The organism is Streptomyces sp. ERV7, from assembly GCF_001653515.1.
GTDB lineage: Bacteria > Actinomycetota > Actinomycetes > Streptomycetales > Streptomycetaceae > Streptomyces.
Window position 1 is genome coordinate 1259939 of sequence record NZ_LYOY01000051.1, and the last position, 15820, is coordinate 1275758.

Here is a 15820-nt window from a genome sequence, read left to right on the forward strand (position 1 = left end):
GAGCACATCGGGTGTGGGCCGTCGGGTCCCGGGCACTTCGTGTCATCGGTCATCGGGCGTACTTCTTTGAAAGCGAAAGTTTCCTCTTGTGAGTGACACAACTCTGTCCCCGGCGGACCTCGCCGCCAAGCACGGCCTGGCGGTGAGCGGCGCCCGGCCGGGGCTGCTCGACTACTGCCGCCAGCTCTGGGGGCGGCGCCACTTCATCCTGTCGTTCTCGCAGGCGAAGCTGACCGCCCAGTACAGCCAGGCGAAGCTCGGCCAGATCTGGCAGGTGGCCACCCCGCTGCTCAACGCGCTGGTCTACTACTTCATCTTCGGCGTGCTGATGAACGCCAAGCGGGGCATCCCGTCGGACGTGTACATCCCGTTCCTGGTGACGGGCGTGTTCGTGTTCACCTTCACCCAGAACTCGGTGATGGCGGGCGTCAAGGCGATCTCCGGCAACCTCGGCCTGGTGCGCGCGCTGCACTTCCCGCGCGCCTCGCTGCCCATCTCCTTCGCGCTCCAGCAGCTCCAGCAGCTGCTGTTCTCGCTGATCGTCCTGGTCCTCGTGGTGGTCGCCTCGGGCACCATGCCGATGGCGTCGTGGCTGCTGATGGTGCCGGTCCTGGCGCTCCAGTTCGTCTTCAACACCGGACTGGCCATGATCATGGCGCGGCTCGGCAGCAAGACCCCCGACCTGGCCCAGCTGATGCCGTTCATCCTGCGTACCTGGATGTACGCGTCGGGCGTCATGTTCAGCATCAAGGTGGTCCTCCAGGGCAAGCCGCACTGGCTCGCCCAGGTCCTCCAGGTGAACCCGGCTGCGGTCTACATGGACCTGGCCCGGTACTCCATGATCGACGGGTACGGTGCCAGCAACCTGCCGCCGCACGTGTGGGCGGCGGCGGTCGGCTGGGCCCTCGTCGTGGGCGTCGCGGGCTTCGTGTACTTCTGGAAGGCAGAGGAGCAGTACGGCCGTGGCTGAGGACAACATCCGTATCGCCGACGCGAGCGGCGAGCGCATCCCGACCGTCATCGCCGACGATGTGCACATCGTGTACACGGTCAACGGCGGGGGCGGCCGGGGCAGCGCCACCGCCGCGCTGAGCCGGATAGTGAGGCGGGACACCGGCGAGTCGCGCGGCATGCGCAAGGTGCACGCCGTACGGGGTGTCTCCTTCACCGCGTACCGCGGCGAGGCGATCGGCCTGATCGGCACCAACGGCTCGGGCAAGTCGACGCTGCTGCGGGCGATCGCCGGACTGCTGCCGCCCGCCAAGGGCCGGGTGTACACCAACGGCCAGCCGTCGCTGCTCGGCGTCAACGCCGCGCTGATGAACGAGCTGACCGGCGAGCGCAACGTGGTCCTGGGCGGCCTGGCCATGGGCATGTCGCGCGAGGAGATCAAGGAGCGGTACGAGGACATCGTCGACTTCTCCGGCATCAACGAAAAGGGCGACTTCATCACCCTGCCGATGCGGACGTACTCCTCGGGCATGGCGGCCCGGCTGCGGTTCTCCATCGCCGCCGCCAAGGACCACGACGTACTGATGATCGACGAGGCGCTCGCCACCGGTGACCGCAAGTTCCAGATCCGCTCCGAGGAGCGGATCCGCGAGCTGCGCAAGCACGCGGGCACGGTCTTCCTGGTCAGCCACAGCATCGGGTCCATCCGGGACACCTGCAACCGGGTGCTCTGGCTGGAGCGGGGCGAGCTCCTGATGGACGGCCCCACCGACGAGGTCGTCAAGGCGTACCAGAAGGAAACGGGTCGCTGACACCCGATCACTGGCCGTGCGCCGCCGAAAGCCCCCGTCGATCAACCCCGGCGGGGGCCTTCGCGTCCTCCGGGGCGGTGGTCACGGCGGACCCGGCTGTCAAGGCTCCGTCAAGTCGCCCGTGTCGGGGGAAGGTTGGCGTGGATTGAAGTGTTCTTGTAATGCGCGCAACACCCCGACGTGTTGTCAGGCGTTGTACAACGTAAGCTGTACCGGTGTTGATCGTGACGGACGGGCGGTACCGCCCCGGGCACCCCGCGCGGGAGCCGTCCTCCACTCGGGAGGCTCGGCGGCGTGTCCGAAATGGGATGTTTTGGGTCGGCGGTGTAGAACGGGAGATGTGACGGCAATGGCTACGGGAAATCTCCAGCTACGAGAGACCTCCGCCGTTCCCGTACCGGGCGGCCCCCGGTGACAGGTGTCCGGGACGTGCGCACCGACTCCCCCTCGCGCACCACGCTCGACAAGGCCACGGAGGAGAACTTCCCGGTGGCCCCCTTCTTTCTGCCGCGCGCCTGGCGCGACGACCTGATGGCCGTGTACGGCTACGCACGCCTGGTCGACGACATCGGCGACGGCGACCTCGCCCCCGGCGGCGCCGACGCCCGGCACCTGGGGGTGGCCCCCGCCGACGCGGACGACCGGCTCGTGATGCTCGACGCCTTCGAGGCCGATCTGCGCCGCGTCTTCGACTCCACCCCGCACCACCCGCTGCTTCGGGCCCTGCAGCCCACCGTCCGCCGCCGCTCGCTCACCCCCGGCCCGTTCCTCGGGCTGATCGCGGCGAACCGGCAGGACCAGCAGGTCAGGCGGTACGAGACCTATGAGGACCTGGTCGCGTACTGCGAGCTGTCGGCCAATCCCGTCGGGCGCCTGGTGCTCGCGATCACCGGCACCGAGAGCCCCGAGCGCGTCCGCCGCTCGGACGCCGTCTGCACGGCGCTCCAGATCGTCGAACACCTCCAGGACGTCACCGAGGACCTCGGCCGGGACCGGATCTACCTGCCCGCCGAGGACATGAGGCGGTTCCATGTCACGGAGGCCGATCTGGCCGCGCCGCGCGGGGGCGCGTCGGTGCGCGCCCTGGTCGCGTTCGAAGCGGAACGCGCCGCACAGCTGCTGAATGAAGGCACCTCCCTGGTGGGTAGCGTCCACGGCAGACTCAGACTGCTGCTGGCCGGATTCGTGGCCGGGGGACGCGCCGCGCTCGACGCGGTCGCTGCCGCCGGCCACGACGTACTCCCTGGACCTCCCAAGCCCACCAAGTCCAGTCTGCTGCGCGAAGTGGGAGCCGTGTTGCGTAGAGCGCGTAGAGAGGGGTGAGCCGGACCGTGGAACCACACGCACATGTGTCCGCGCCGGTACAGGCCGCGTACAGCTACTGCGAGGCGGTGACCGGACAGCAGGCGCGCAATTTCGCGTACGGCATCCGGCTGCTGCCGACCGACAAGCGCCAGGCGATGTCCGCGCTCTACGCGTTCTCGCGGCGCGTCGACGACATCGGCGACGGCACCCTGCCCGGCGAGGCCAAGAAGCAGCGCCTGGAGGACACCCGGGCGCTGCTCGGCCGGATCGCCGAGGGCACGGTCGAGGAGGACGACACCGACCCGGTGGCCGTGGCGCTCGCCGACGCGGCGCGCCGCTTCCCGATCCCGCTGGACGGGCTCGACGAGCTCATCGACGGCGTCCTGATGGACGTGCACGGCGAGACCTATGAGACCTGGGACGACCTGAAGGTCTACTGCCGGTGTGTCGCGGGCGCCATCGGGCGGCTCTCCCTGGGCGTGTTCGGTACACAACCGGGCGCACCGGGCACCGAGCGCGCCGCGGAGTACGCCGACACGCTGGGCCTGGCGCTGCAACTCACCAACATCCTCAGAGATGTTCGCGAGGACGCGGGCAACGGGCGGACCTATCTGCCCGCCGACGACCTGGCGAAGTTCGGGTGCGCCACGGGCTTCCACACCCCGGTGCCGCCGGCCGGCTCCGACTTCGCGGGCCTGGTCCACTTCGAAGTGCGCCGCGCCAGAGCCCTGTTCGCCGAGGGCTACCGGCTGCTGCCGATGCTCGACCGGCGCAGCGGCGCCTGCGTCGCCGCGATGGCCGGAATCTACCGCCGGCTGCTCGACCGCATCGAGCGCGACCCGGAGGCCGTGCTGCGCGGCCGGGTCTCGCTGCCCGGCAGGGAGAAGGCGTACGTGGCGGTACGCGGACTGTCCGGGCTCGACACCCGTACCGTCTCCCGGCAGACCGCCAGGAGGCGCGCCTGATGGCCCATGGGCACCTGGACGTGCGGCCGAGGAGCATTACGCGCACAGGGTGTGCAACCCCCGCTCCGGCCGGGGCGTCCCTGACTTCGACGGCCGGGCGTGCGCACGACACCGGCACGGCCGAAGGGGAGGGCGCATGACAACCCCGCAGCCCGAACGCGCGGTGGTCGTCGGCGGCGGCCTGGCCGGCATCACCGCCGCGCTCGAACTCGCCGGCGCCGGCCTCGGCGTGACCCTGATCGAGGGCCGCCCCCGGCTGGGCGGCCTCGCCTTCTCCTTCCGGCGCGGCGAGCTCACCGTCGACAACGGACAGCACGTGTATCTGCGCTGCTGCACGGCCTACCGCTGGTTCCTCGACCGGGTCGGCGGCGCCGACCTCGCCCCCCTCCAGCACCGCCTCGACGTGCCGGTCCTGGACGTGGCGCACCCGCGCGGACCCCGGCTCGGCCGGCTGCGCCGCACCGCCCTGCCGGTCCCGCTGCACCTGGCCGCCAGCCTCGCCACCTATCCGCACCTCTCGCTCGCCGAGCGGGCCTCCGTCGGGCGCGCCGCACTCGCGCTCAAGGGCCTCGACCCGGCCGACCCGGCGCTCGACGGGGTGGACTTCGCCACCTGGCTCGGCCGCCACGGCCAGTCCGCCCGCACCGTCGAGGCCCTGTGGGACCTGGTCGGCGTGGCGACCCTGAACGCGACCGCGCCGCACGCCTCGCTGGGGCTCGCCGCGATGGTCTTCAAGACCGGTCTGCTCTCCGAGCCGGGCGCCGCCGACATCGGCTGGGCACACGTACCGCTGGGCGAGCTGCACGACACGCTGGCCCGCAAGGCGCTGGCCTCGGCCGGGGTCCGCGTCGAGACCCGCACCAAGGCCGAATCCGTCTCCCGTACCGAGAGCGGCGCCTGGCGGGTCGAGACGGGCGGCGAGACGCTGGACGCCGAGGTGGTCGTGCTGGCCGTCCCGCAGCGCGAGGCGCACGACCTGCTGCCCTACGGCGCGCTCGACGACCCGGGCAAACTGCTCGACATCGGCACCGCGCCCATCCTCAACCTCCATGTCGTCTACGACCGCAAGGTGCTGCGGCAGCCGTTCTTCGCCGCCCTCGGCTCGCCCGTGCAGTGGGTCTTCGACCGCACCGAGTCCTCCGGGCTCACCGGCGGCGGCCAGTACCTGGCGGTCTCGCAGTCGGCCGCCGAGGACGAGATCGACGAGCCGGTGGCCGCGCTGCGCGCGCGCTATCTGCCCGAGCTCGAACGGCTGCTGCCCGCCGCGCGCGGCGCGGGCGTACGGGACTTCTTCGTGACCCGGGAGCGCACAGCGACGTTCGCCCCCACCCCCGGCGTCGGACGGCTGCGCCCGGGCGCGCACACCAATGCGCCCGGCCTCTACCTGGCCGGCGCGTGGACCGCCACCGGCTGGCCCGCGACGATGGAGAGCGCCGTACGCAGCGGATTCAGCGCCGCGGGCGCGGCTCTCGCCGTACTCGGCCGCTCCCACGCCCATCCGCTTCAGGAGGCGGCATGACCCTTAGCAGCACTGGAACAAGAGGAGAGACCGTGCCGACTGTGCCTTCGGCTGACTCGGCTGTCGACACCGTGGACGTCGCCGCGCTGCTTGAGCGCGGGCGGACGCTGTCCACGCCGGTGCTGCGCACGGCCGTGGAGCGGCTCGCCGCTCCCATGGACACCGTCGCGGCCTACCACTTCGGGTGGATCGACGCCCAGGGCAACCCGGCGGACGGCGACGGCGGCAAGGCCGTACGGCCCGCGCTCGCCCTCCTCTCCGCCGAGGCGGCCGGAGCCCGGCCCGAGGTCGGCGTGCCCGGCGCGGTCGCGGTCGAGCTGGTCCACAACTTCTCGCTGCTCCACGACGACCTGATGGACGGCGACGAGCAGCGCCGCCACCGCGACACGGTGTGGAAGGTGCACGGTCCGGCGCAGGCGATCCTCGTCGGCGACGCGCTCTTCGCGCTGGCCAACGAGGTCCTCCTGGAGCTCGGCACGGTCGAGGCCGGGCGCGCCACCCGCCGGCTGACCACCGCGAGCCGCAAGCTCATCGACGGCCAGGCCCAGGACATCTCCTACGAGCACCGCGAGCGGGTCACCGTCGAGGAGTGCCTGGAGATGGAGGGCAACAAGACGGGCGCGCTGCTCGCCTGCGCCTGCTCCATCGGCGCGGTGCTCGGCGGCGCGGACGACCGCACGGCCGACACGCTGGAGGCGTACGGCTACCACCTCGGCCTCGCCTTCCAGGCCATCGACGACCTGCTCGGCATCTGGGGCGACCCGGAGGCCACCGGCAAGCAGACCTGGAGCGATCTGCGCCAGCGCAAGAAGTCCCTGCCGGTGGTGGCCGCGCTCGCGGCCGGCGGCCCGGCCTCGGAGCGCCTGGGCGAGCTGCTCGCCGCCGACGCCAAGAGCAACGACTTCGACAGCTTCTCCGAGGCGGAGTTCGCCACCCGGGCGGCCCTCATCGAGGAGGCGGGCGGCCGGGAGTGGACCTCGCAGGAGGCCCGCAGGCAGCACGCCGTGGCGATCGAGGCGCTGGGCCGCGTCGACATGCCCGAGCGGGTGCGGGCACAGCTGACCGCACTTGCCGACTTCGTCGTCGTACGGAAGAGATGATCACCATTCGCATATGACGTGACGTCGCCGGAGCGGGCCCGCCAGGGGGCCCGCGTCCGACGGAGACCCCAGCACAGCAGAAGTAGCACTGCACTTGCATTAAGGGGAAGCCATGACAGCGACGACCGACCCGAGCGCCGGGGCCACGCGGCCCCCGGCCGCCGCGGTCACCGGTACGACGGCGCCACCACCGGGCGCGGACGAGGTGCTCGGCGCCGCCCGGCGGGCGGCGGACCGCTCGGTCGAGCACCTGCTCGGCAGGCAGGACGCCCTCGGCTGGTGGAAGGGCGACCTGGAGACCAACGTCACCATGGACGCCGAGGACCTGCTGCTCCGTCAGTTCCTCGGCATCCAGGACGAGAAGACCGTCCGGGCCGCCGCGCTCTTCATCCGGGGCGAGCAGCGCGAGGACGGCACCTGGGCCACCTTCTACGGCGGCCCCTCCGAGCTCTCCGCCACCGTCGAGGCGTATGTGGCGCTGCGGCTCGCCGGGGACCGGCCGGACGACCCGCACATGGCGCGGGCCTCGGCGTGGGTCAGGAGCCAGGGCGGCATCGCCGCCTGCCGGGTCTTCACCCGGATCTGGCTGGCCCTGTTCGGCTGGTGGAAGTGGGAGGACCTGCCGGAGCTGCCGCCGGAGCTGCTCTTCCTGCCCAAGTGGTTCCCGCTCAACATCTACGACTTCGGCTGCTGGGCCCGGCAGACGATCGTGCCGCTCACGGTGGTCTCCGCCAAGCGGCCGGTGCGGCCCGCGCCCTTCGCGCTCGACGAGCTGCACACCGACGCGCGCGACCCCAACCCCGCCAAGCCGCTCGCCCCGGCCGCCAGCTGGGACGGCGCCTTCCAGCGGCTGGACAAGGCGCTGCACGTCTACCACCGCCTCGCCCCGCGCCGACTGCGCCGGGCCGCGATGAACACCGCCGCCCGCTGGATCGTCGAGCGCCAGGAGAACGACGGCTGCTGGGGCGGTATCCAGCCACCCGCCGTCTACTCGGTGATCGCCCTGCATCTGCTGGGCTACGACCTCCAGCACCCGGTGATGCGGGCCGGGCTCGAATCCCTCGACCGGTTCGCGGTGTGGCGCGAGGACGGCGCCCGGATGATCGAGGCCTGCCAGTCCCCGGTCTGGGACACCTGCCTCGCCACCATCGCGCTCGCCGACGCGGGCCTGCCCGCCGACCACCCGGCCCTGGTCAAGGCCGTCGACTGGATGCTCGACGAGGAGATCGTCCGGCCGGGCGACTGGGCGGTGAAGAAGCCCCAACTGGCGCCGGGCGGCTGGGCGTTCGAGTTCCACAACGACAACTACCCGGACATCGACGACACCGCCGAAGTGATCCTCGCGCTGCGCCGGGTGCGCCACCCCGACCCCGAGCGGGTCGAGGGGGCGATCGGCCGGGCCGCGCGCTGGACGCTCGGCATGCAGTCGAGGAACGGGGCCTGGGGCGCCTTCGACGCCGACAACACCAGCCCGTTCCCCAACCGGCTGCCGTTCTGCGACTTCGGCGAGGTCATCGACCCGCCGTCGGCCGATGTCACCGCGCACGTCGTGGAGATGCTGGCCGTCGAGGGCCGGGCCCATGAGCCGCGCGCCCGGCGCGGCATCGAGTGGCTGCTCGCCGAACAGGAGGCGAGCGGCGCCTGGTTCGGGCGCTGGGGCGTCAACTACGTCTACGGCACCGGCTCGGTGGTGCCGGCGCTGACGGCCGCCGGGATCCCCGCCTCGCACCCGGCGGTCCGCCGGGCCGTCGCCTGGCTGGAGTCGGTGCAGAACGAGGACGGCGGCTGGGGCGAGGACCTGCGCTCCTACCGCGAACAGGAGTGGATCGGGCACGGCACCTCGACCGCCTCCCAGACCGCCTGGGCGCTGCTGGCGCTGCTCGCGGCGGGGGAGCGGGAGGGCAAGGCCGTCGAGCGGGGCGTCGCCTGGCTCGCCGGGACCCAGCTGGCGGACGGCTCCTGGGACGAGCCGTACTTCACCGGCACCGGGTTCCCCTGGGACTTCTCGATCAACTACCACCTCTACCGGCAGGTGTTCCCGCTCACCGCGCTCGGCCGCTATGTCCATGGAGAACCGTTCTCCCCCAACGCCCGCAAGGGGAAGTGATGGAGGTACGCCCCCCCGCCCCGGAACCCGTACCGCTGCTGGTCGCCTGTGCGCTCACCATCGAGGAGCTGGCGCTGCGCAGCGGCGGCCGGGGCCGGGCGCCCGGGCAGGTGGTGACCGTGCTGCGCAGCGGCATGGGGCCCAGGGCCGCCGAGCGGGCCGTGCTGCGCGGCCTGGGCACGGCGACCAACCGGGAGGCGGCCGTGATCGCCTCCGGGTTCTGCGCCGGCCTCGCCCCCGGGATGCACCCCGGGGACCTGGTCGTCGCCGAAGAGACCCGCGACCCACGCGGCACGACTCCTTGCGTGGGTACGGAGGTGCTGGCCAAGGCGCTGAGCGCGGCGCTGCCCGGCCGCACCGTGCACACCGGTCCGCTCATCGGCTCCGACCACGTGGTCCGTGGCCACGAACGGGCCGAGCTGCGCGCGACCGGGGCGATCGCCGTGGACATGGAGTCCGCGGCGACGCTGTGGAGCGCCGTCGGGGCCGGAGAGCGTCCGGTTGCGGCCGTACGGGTGGTCGTGGACGCTCCAGAACATGAACTCGTCCGGATCGGCACGGTACGCGGTGGAATATCAGCTTTCCGTGTTCTTCGTGCCGTCCTTCCCGCTTTCTTTGAATGGCACCGTTCTTTGCCGCTCCCCAGGAGGTGAGCCAGATGGCCATGCCGCTTCGCCAGTCCATCAGGGTCGGGACCTATCTTTTTGAACAGAAGCTCCGCAGGCGTGAGAAGTTCCCGCTGATCGTCGAGCTGGAGCCGCTCTTCGCGTGCAATCTGAAGTGCGAGGGCTGCGGGAAGATCCAGCATCCGGCCGGGATCCTGAAGCAGCGCATGCCGGTCGCCCAGGCCGTGGGCGCCGTCCTGGAGTCGGGCGCCCCGATGGTCTCCATCGCGGGCGGCGAGCCCCTGATGCACCCTCAGATCGATGAGATCGTGCGGCAGTTGGTGGCGAAGAAGAAGTACGTCTTCCTCTGCACCAACGCCCTGCTGCTGCGCAAGAAGCTGGAGAAGTTCACCCCGTCCCCGTACTTCGCGTTCGCCGTGCACATCGACGGGCTGCGCGAGCGGCACGACGAGTCGGTGGCCAAGGAGGGCGTGTTCGACGAGGCGGTGGCGGCGATCAAGGAGGCCAAGCGCCACGGCTTCCGGGTCACCACCAACTCCACGTTCTTCAACACCGACACCCCGCAGACGATCATCGAGGTGCTCAACTTCCTCAACGACGACCTCCAGGTCGACGAGATGATGATCTCGCCCGCGTACGCCTATGAGAAGGCGCCCGACCAGGAGCACTTCCTGGGCGTCGAGCAGACCCGCGAGCTCTTCAAGAAGGCGTTCTCCGGGGGCAACCGGCGGCGCTGGCGGCTCAACCACTCGCCGCTCTTCCTGGACTTCCTGGAGGGCAAGGCGGACTTCCCGTGCACGGCCTGGGCGATCCCCAACTACTCGCTCTTCGGCTGGCAGCGGCCCTGCTATCTGATGAGCGACGGGTACGTACCGACGTACCGGCAGCTCGTCGAGGAGACCGACTGGGACAAGTACGGCCGGGGCAAGGACGACCGCTGCGCCAACTGCATGGCGCACTGCGGCTACGAGCCCACCGCCGTCCTCGCGACCATGGGGTCGCTCAAGGAGTCGCTGCGCGCGGTCCGCGAGACCGTGCAGGGAAACCGCGGGTGACGTGATGAGGACCGGAGAGCCCGTCTCCCTGGGCCTCCCCGCGCTGCCGGCCCGGCCGCCGGCGATGCGCCGCCCCTCGCGGCGCATCCAGGTCGGGTCGGTGGCGGTCGGCGGGGATGCCCCTGTCTCGGTGCAGTCGATGACGACGACGCGTACGTCGGACATCGGGGCGGGCAGCGGTCATCAAGACGGTGCCCGAGTCGAAGATCGTCGAGACCCTCATCGAAGAGGCGATGAAGATCGCCGAGGAGATGGAGGGGGAGGGCGTCGCCTCCGGCGCCCCGAGCGTCACCGCGCGGGGCTGACCGGCACCACCGAGAGCTGAACGGGATCCGAAGGGGGCTCCAGCGTGACGATCTTGGAGAATGTTCGGGGGCCGCACGACCTGAAGGCGCTGGACGGCGCCGAACTCGCCGCGCTGTCCCAGGAGATCAGGGAGTTCCTGATCCACGCGGTGGCGCGCACCGGGGGCCATCTGGGGCCCAACCTGGGGGTGGTGGAGCTCTCCATCGCGCTCCACCGCACCTTCGACTCACCCATCGACCGCATCCTGTGGGACACCGGCCACCAGAGCTACGTACACAAACTGCTCACCGGGCGGCAGGACTTCTCGAAGCTGCGCTCCAAGGGCGGGCTCTCCGGCTACCCCTCGCGCGCCGAGTCCGAGCACGACGTCATCGAGAACTCGCACGCCTCGACCGTGCTCGGCTGGGCCGACGGCCTCGCCAAGGCCAACCAGGTACGCGGCAGGTCCGCCCATGTCGTCGCGGTCATCGGCGACGGCGCGCTCACCGGCGGCATGGCCTGGGAGGCGCTGAACAACATCGCCGCCGCCAAGGACCGGCCCCTGATCATCGTCGTCAACGACAACGAGCGCTCCTACGGCCCGACCATCGGCGGCCTAGCCGACCACCTGGCCACCCTGCGCACCACCGACGGCTACGAGCGCTTCCTGGCCTGGGGCAAGCAGGTGCTCCAGCAGACGCCGGTGGTGGGGCGACCGCTGTACGAGTCGCTGCACGGCGCCAAGAAGGGGTTCAAGGACGCGTTCGCGCCGCAGGGGATGTTCGAGGACCTGGGGCTGAAGTACGTGGGGCCGATCGACGGCCACGACATCGAGGCCGTCGAGTCGGCGCTGCGGCGCGCCAAGCGCTTCCACGGCCCCGTCCTGGTGCACTGCCTCACCGAGAAGGGGCGCGGCTACCAGCCCGCCCTGGACGACGAGGCCGACCGCTTCCACGCCGTCGGCGCGATGGACCCGCTGACCTGCGAACCGCTGACCCCGTCCAACGGCCCTTCCTGGACGTCGGTGTTCGGCAAGGAGCTGGCCGCCCTCGGCGAGGAGCGCGACGACATCGTGGCGATCACCGCCGCGATGCTCCACCCCACCGGGCTCACCGAGTTCGCCGCGCGCTTCCCCGACCGGGTCTGGGACGTCGGGATCGCCGAGCAGCACGCCGCCGTCTCGGCGGCCGGGCTCGCCACCGGCGGGCTGCACCCGGTGGTCGCGGTCTACGCCACCTTCCTCAACCGCGCCTTCGACCAGGTCCTGATGGACGTCGCCCTCCACAGGTGCGGGGTCACCTTCGTCCTGGACCGGGCCGGGGTCACCGGGGTCGACGGCGCCTCGCACAACGGCATGTGGGACCTCTCCGTCCTCCAGGTCGTGCCCGGGCTGCGGATCGCCGCCCCGCGCGACGCCGCCCAGCTGCGGGCCCAGCTGCGCGAGGCGGTCGAGGTCGACGACGCGCCCACGGTGCTCCGCTTCCCCAAGGAGTCGGTCGGCCCGGACATCCCGGCGCTCGCCCGCGTCGGGGCCATGGACGTGCTGCGCCGGGACGAGGACGCCGAGGTGCTGCTCCTCGCGGTCGGGGTGCTCGCGCCCGTCTGCCTCCAGGCCGCCGACCTGCTCGCCGGGCGCGGCATCCGGTGCACGGTGGTCGACCCCCGCTGGGTCAAGCCCGTCGACGAGCAGCTGGCGCCGCTGGCGGAGCGGCACGCGCTGGTCGCGGTCGTGGAGGACAACAGCCGTACCGGGGGCGTCGGCTGGGCCGTCGGGCAGGCGCTGCGGGACGCCGGGGTGGACACGCCGCTGCGCACCTTCGGCATCCCCGAGCAGTTCCTCGCGCACGCCAAGCGCGCCGAGGTCCTCGCCGACATCGGGCTCACCCCGGTGGAGATCGCGGGACGGATCAGCGCCGCGCTCGCGGCGCGCCAGGACGCCGCCGCGGCGGCCGAGAAGGAGAACGACGGATGACCGACGGCGGACCCTCGGGCTTCGACCTGGCCCGGCTCCTCGCCGAACGCGGCGGCGAGCGCTACGAGCTGCACGCCAAGTACCTCAACCACCAGCTGCCGCGGATGCTGCACACCATCGGCTTCGACAAGGTCTACGAGCGGGCCGAGGGCGCGTACTTCTGGGACGCGGACGGCCAGGACTACCTGGACATGCTCGCCGGGTTCGGGGTGATGGGCCTGGGCCGCCACCACCCCGTCGTGCGCAAGGCGCTCCACGACGTGCTCGACGCCTCGCTCGCCGACCTCACCCGCTTCGACTGCCAGCCGCTGCCCGGTCTGCTCGCCGAGAAGCTGCTCGCCCACAGCCCGCACCTGGACCGGGTGTTCTTCGGCAACAGCGGTACGGAGGCGGTGGAGACCGCCCTGAAGTTCGCCCGGTACGCCACCGGGAAGCCCAGGGTCCTGTACTGCTCCCACGCCTTCCACGGGCTGACGACCGGCTCGCTCTCGGTCAACGGCGAGTCGGGCTTCCGCGACGGCTTCGCCCCGCTGCTGCCCGACACGGCGGTCCCGCTCGGCGATCTCGCCGCCCTGGAACGGGAGCTGAAGCGGGGCGACGTGGCCGCGCTGATCGTCGAGCCGATCCAGGGCAAGGGCGTCCACGAGGCGCCGCCCGGCTATCTGCTCGCCGCCCAGGAGCTGCTCCACCGGCACAAGGCGCTGCTCATCGCGGACGAGGTGCAGACCGGTCTCGGCCGGACCGGCGACTTCTACGCGTACCAGCACGACAAGGGCGTCGAGCCGGACCTGGTCTGCGTCGCCAAGGCGCTCTCCGGCGGCTATGTGCCCGTCGGGGCGACCCTCGGCAAGGAGTGGATCTTCAAGAAGGTCTACTCGTCGATGGACCGGGTCCTGGTCCACTCCGCGAGCTTCGGCTCCAACGCCCAGGCGATGGCGGCGGGGCTCGCCGTGCTCGCGGTGATGGAGGACGAGGCCGTCGTCGCCAACGCGCGCGTCACCGGCGAGCTCCTGAGGTCCCGGCTCGCCGCGCTGGTCGACCGCTACGAGCTGCTGCACGACGTGCGCGGCCGAGGCCTGATGATCGGCATCGAGTTCGGCAAGCCCTCCTCGATCCGGCTGCGCGGGCGCTGGACCATGCTCCAGGCCGCCCGCAAGGGCCTCTTCGCGCAGATGGTCGTGGTGCCGCTGCTCCAGAAGCACCGCATCCTCACCCAGGTCTCCGGCGACCATCTTGAGGTCATCAAGCTGATCCCGCCACTGACGATCGGCGAGCGCGAGGTGGACCGGTTCGTCGACGCCTTCACCGCCGTGATGGAGGACGCGCACGGCGGGGGAGGCCTGATGTGGGACTTCGGACGGACCCTGGTCAAGCAGGCGGTCGCCAACCGGTAGGCGGGTGTTTTTGCCTCTGGGGCAAAAAATTTGCCCCAGAGGCAAGCCGCTGACTGAATGGAGTGCATGAGCACTCCCGCCGAAGGCGCCGGGGAGCCGTCCGGCCCCGCGCTCCCCGATGTCGCCCCGCGCCTGCGCGACCTGCGGCGCCGCCGGGGCCTCACCCTGGAGGCCGCCGCCCCGCGGGCCGGTCTCTCACCGGCGCACCTCTCCCGGCTGGAGACGGGCGCCCGCCAGCCCTCGCTGCCGATGCTGCTCGCGCTCGCCCGTACCTACGGTACGACGGTCTCCGAGCTGCTGGGCGAGATGCCGCCCGAGCGTGAACCCGTGATCCGGGGCGGCCGCGCCGAGCCCGCCGAGGCCGACGGCTGGACCTACCACCGCGCCGGCCACCCCGGCCGGGCCATGCAGGCCCTGCGCGTCGAGGTCCCGTACGGCACCCAGCGCGAGCTCGTCCGCGTCCACCCGGGCGAGGAGTGGCTGCACGTCCTGTCCGGGCGGCTGCGGCTCACCCTCGGCGACGCCACCCACGAACTCGACCCCGGTGACAGCGCGCACTTCGACTCGCTCACCCCGCACCGGATCTCCGCCGTGTCGCACGGCGGGGCCGAGTTCCTGTTCGTCCACACCCTGCTCCAGAGCCCCGATCCGCATCCGCACCACCCGCACGGCTGAGAGGCACGAACATGTCGCAGAAATCCTCGGGACGGTCCGGAGCGAGCACCCAGGAGACGAAGTTCCCCCGGGGCCTGGTGATCCGGCTCTTCGCCTATCTGATCGCGGGCCACATCTTCGCGGCCTTCCTCTATCTCCTGTTCACCGTCGGGAAGTGACCGTCCGGAGGCCGGCTACGCCGCGTCCTCCACGAGGCGCTCGCGCAGCCGCTCGCGGGTCTCGGGGGAGAGCCCGAGGCCTTCGGAGAGGTAGCGCTCGGTGGTGCCCCAGGTCTCCTCGATCGTCTCGAAGGCCGCGTGCAGATAGCCGGCGCGGGCGTCGAAGAGGGGGTTGAGCAGCTCCACCACCTCGGCGCTCAGCCCGGCCGGGGAGCTGTCGCTGCGGTGCATCTTGTAGCGGCGGTGCGGGTCGTTGGACTTGAGGTAGTCGGCCTCGATGGCCTCCCGCTCCACACCCACCGCCAGCAGCGACACCGCGATGGACAGGCCCGCGCGGTCCTTGCCCGCCGCGCAGTGCATCAGGGCCGGGACGCTGTCCTCGGCGAGCGCGTGCAGCACCCGGCTGTGCTCGGCCGTGCGCTGCTGGATGATCGTCCGGTACGAGCGGGCCATCCGGTCGGCGCCCCGGCCGTCGGAGAGGACCGACCGCAGCTGGTTGATGTCGCCGTCGCGGACCATCTTCCAGAACTCGGCCCCGTCGGCGGGGTCCGTCAGCGGTATGTTCACGTTGCGTACCCCCGGCAGCTCCACGTCCGGCCCCTCCAGCCTCTGGTCCGCCGCGTTGCGGAAGTCGAAGATGGTGTGCAGCCCGAGGGTGGCGAGGAAGGCCGCGTCCTGCTCGGTCGCGTGTGCCAGGTGGCCACTGCGGAAGAGCCGCCCGTGCCGCAGCCGGCGGCCGTCCACGGTCGGCAGTCCGCCCACATCACGGAAGTTGCGCACCCCGGAGAGCTCGGGTTCGGTCGAAGGGATCTGCGGAGTCTGCTGTGTCACGTTGGCTCCTGATGTGGTTCGAAAGAAAGATCACGCCGCCTCGATCCGACGATACGACATGGATT

Annotated in this window: 14 protein-coding genes and 2 pseudogenes; 15 read left to right on the forward strand and 1 reads right to left on the reverse strand. The window is 71.5% G+C overall.

Annotated features, from left to right (window positions below; all coding sequences use genetic code 11):
- The first annotated feature begins 88 nt into the window (after positions 1–88).
- The 15 genes and pseudogenes from A8W25_RS28510 to A8W25_RS34565 all read left to right on the forward strand — a co-directional run bounded on the left by A8W25_RS28510 (position 89) and on the right by A8W25_RS34565 (position 14924).
- Positions 89–970 carry an ABC transporter permease gene (locus A8W25_RS28510; protein ID WP_067166666.1) on the forward strand — a complete coding sequence of 294 codons (882 nt, stop codon included), beginning with the start codon at positions 89–91 and terminating at the stop codon, positions 968–970.
- Positions 963–1763, forward strand: a complete 801-nt coding sequence (locus A8W25_RS28515; RefSeq protein ID WP_067166669.1) for an ABC transporter ATP-binding protein — start codon at positions 963–965, stop codon at positions 1761–1763. Before A8W25_RS28510 ends, A8W25_RS28515 begins: the two co-directional genes overlap by 8 nt.
- A 429-nt stretch (positions 1764–2192) precedes the next feature.
- Positions 2193–3086, forward strand: a complete 894-nt coding sequence (gene hpnC / locus A8W25_RS28520; protein WP_199831848.1) for a squalene synthase HpnC — start codon at positions 2193–2195, stop codon at positions 3084–3086.
- Complete coding sequence (hpnD, locus tag A8W25_RS28525) at positions 3083–4033, forward strand: presqualene diphosphate synthase HpnD (RefSeq protein ID WP_067166685.1); 951 nt, start codon at positions 3083–3085, stop codon at positions 4031–4033. Before hpnC ends, hpnD begins: the two co-directional genes overlap by 4 nt.
- Before the next feature lie 136 nt (positions 4034–4169).
- Positions 4170–5552, forward strand: coding sequence for a hydroxysqualene dehydroxylase HpnE (gene hpnE, locus A8W25_RS28530; protein ID WP_067166688.1), 1383 nt, complete (start codon positions 4170–4172; stop codon positions 5550–5552).
- Positions 5549–6652, forward strand: a complete 1104-nt coding sequence (locus A8W25_RS28535) for a polyprenyl synthetase family protein (protein ID WP_107470810.1) — start codon at positions 5549–5551, stop codon at positions 6650–6652. Before hpnE ends, A8W25_RS28535 begins: the two co-directional genes overlap by 4 nt.
- A gap of 112 nt (positions 6653–6764) precedes the next feature.
- The gene (gene shc / locus A8W25_RS28540) at positions 6765–8759 is read left to right on the forward strand and encodes a squalene--hopene cyclase (RefSeq protein WP_067166692.1); all 1995 of its coding nucleotides are present in this window, start codon (positions 6765–6767) and stop codon (positions 8757–8759) included.
- On the forward strand, positions 8759–9412 hold the full coding sequence (locus A8W25_RS28545) for a 1-hydroxy-2-methyl-2-butenyl 4-diphosphate reductase (RefSeq protein WP_067166695.1): 654 nt from the start codon (positions 8759–8761) through the stop codon (positions 9410–9412). The genes shc and A8W25_RS28545 overlap by 1 nt, the downstream gene beginning before the upstream one ends.
- A 5-nt stretch (positions 9413–9417) precedes the next feature.
- Complete coding sequence (hpnH, locus tag A8W25_RS28550; protein ID WP_067166697.1) at positions 9418–10440, forward strand: adenosyl-hopene transferase HpnH; 1023 nt, start codon at positions 9418–9420, stop codon at positions 10438–10440.
- A gap of 4 nt (positions 10441–10444) precedes the next feature.
- A pseudogene (locus A8W25_RS33705) lies at positions 10445–10612 on the forward strand (4-hydroxy-3-methylbut-2-en-1-yl diphosphate synthase); the annotation flags it as partial.
- Positions 10611–10745 (forward strand): annotated as a pseudogene (locus tag A8W25_RS33050) (4-hydroxy-3-methylbut-2-en-1-yl diphosphate synthase); the annotation flags it as partial. The pseudogenes A8W25_RS33705 and A8W25_RS33050, both read left to right, overlap by 2 nt.
- Positions 10746–10789: 44 nt before the next feature.
- Positions 10790–12697 carry a 1-deoxy-D-xylulose-5-phosphate synthase gene (gene dxs / locus A8W25_RS28555; protein ID WP_067166699.1) on the forward strand — a complete coding sequence of 636 codons (1908 nt, stop codon included), beginning with the start codon at positions 10790–10792 and terminating at the stop codon, positions 12695–12697.
- Positions 12694–14091, forward strand: coding sequence for an aspartate aminotransferase family protein (locus A8W25_RS28560; protein WP_067166701.1), 1398 nt, complete (start codon positions 12694–12696; stop codon positions 14089–14091). The genes dxs and A8W25_RS28560 overlap by 4 nt, the downstream gene beginning before the upstream one ends.
- A 66-nt stretch (positions 14092–14157) precedes the next feature.
- A complete protein-coding gene (locus A8W25_RS28565) occupies positions 14158–14766 on the forward strand; it encodes a helix-turn-helix domain-containing protein (RefSeq protein WP_067166704.1) in 609 nt (202 codons plus the stop codon).
- Positions 14767–14777: 11 nt separating this feature from the next.
- The gene (locus tag A8W25_RS34565) at positions 14778–14924 is read left to right on the forward strand and encodes a DUF6126 family protein (protein WP_199831849.1); all 147 of its coding nucleotides are present in this window, start codon (positions 14778–14780) and stop codon (positions 14922–14924) included.
- A gap of 15 nt (positions 14925–14939) precedes the next feature.
- On the opposite strand, the gene A8W25_RS28570 is transcribed toward A8W25_RS34565, so the two are convergent.
- Entirely contained in the window at positions 14940–15755 is an 816-nt protein-coding gene (locus A8W25_RS28570; protein WP_067166706.1) for a tyrosine-protein phosphatase, read from the reverse strand.
- Positions 15756–15820: the final 65 nt, after the last annotated feature.

Bases quoted from the DNA above. Each gene is read 5' to 3' on its own strand.
- hpnE (WP_067166688.1), top strand. From the start codon at position 4,170: ATGACAACCCCGCAGCCCGAACGCGCGGTGGTCGTCGGCGGCGGCCTG.
- A8W25_RS28535 (WP_107470810.1), top strand. From the start codon at position 5,549: ATGACCCTTAGCAGCACTGGAACAAGAGGAGAGACCGTGCCGACTGTG.
- shc (WP_067166692.1), top strand. From the start codon at position 6,765: ATGACAGCGACGACCGACCCGAGCGCCGGGGCCACGCGGCCCCCGGCC.
- A8W25_RS28545 (WP_067166695.1), top strand. From the start codon at position 8,759: ATGGAGGTACGCCCCCCCGCCCCGGAACCCGTACCGCTGCTGGTCGCC.
- hpnH (WP_067166697.1), top strand. From the start codon at position 9,418: ATGGCCATGCCGCTTCGCCAGTCCATCAGGGTCGGGACCTATCTTTTT.
- A8W25_RS28560 (WP_067166701.1), top strand. From the start codon at position 12,694: ATGACCGACGGCGGACCCTCGGGCTTCGACCTGGCCCGGCTCCTCGCC.
- A8W25_RS28565 (WP_067166704.1), top strand. From the start codon at position 14,158: ATGAGCACTCCCGCCGAAGGCGCCGGGGAGCCGTCCGGCCCCGCGCTC.
- A8W25_RS34565 (WP_199831849.1), top strand. From the start codon at position 14,778: ATGTCGCAGAAATCCTCGGGACGGTCCGGAGCGAGCACCCAGGAGACG.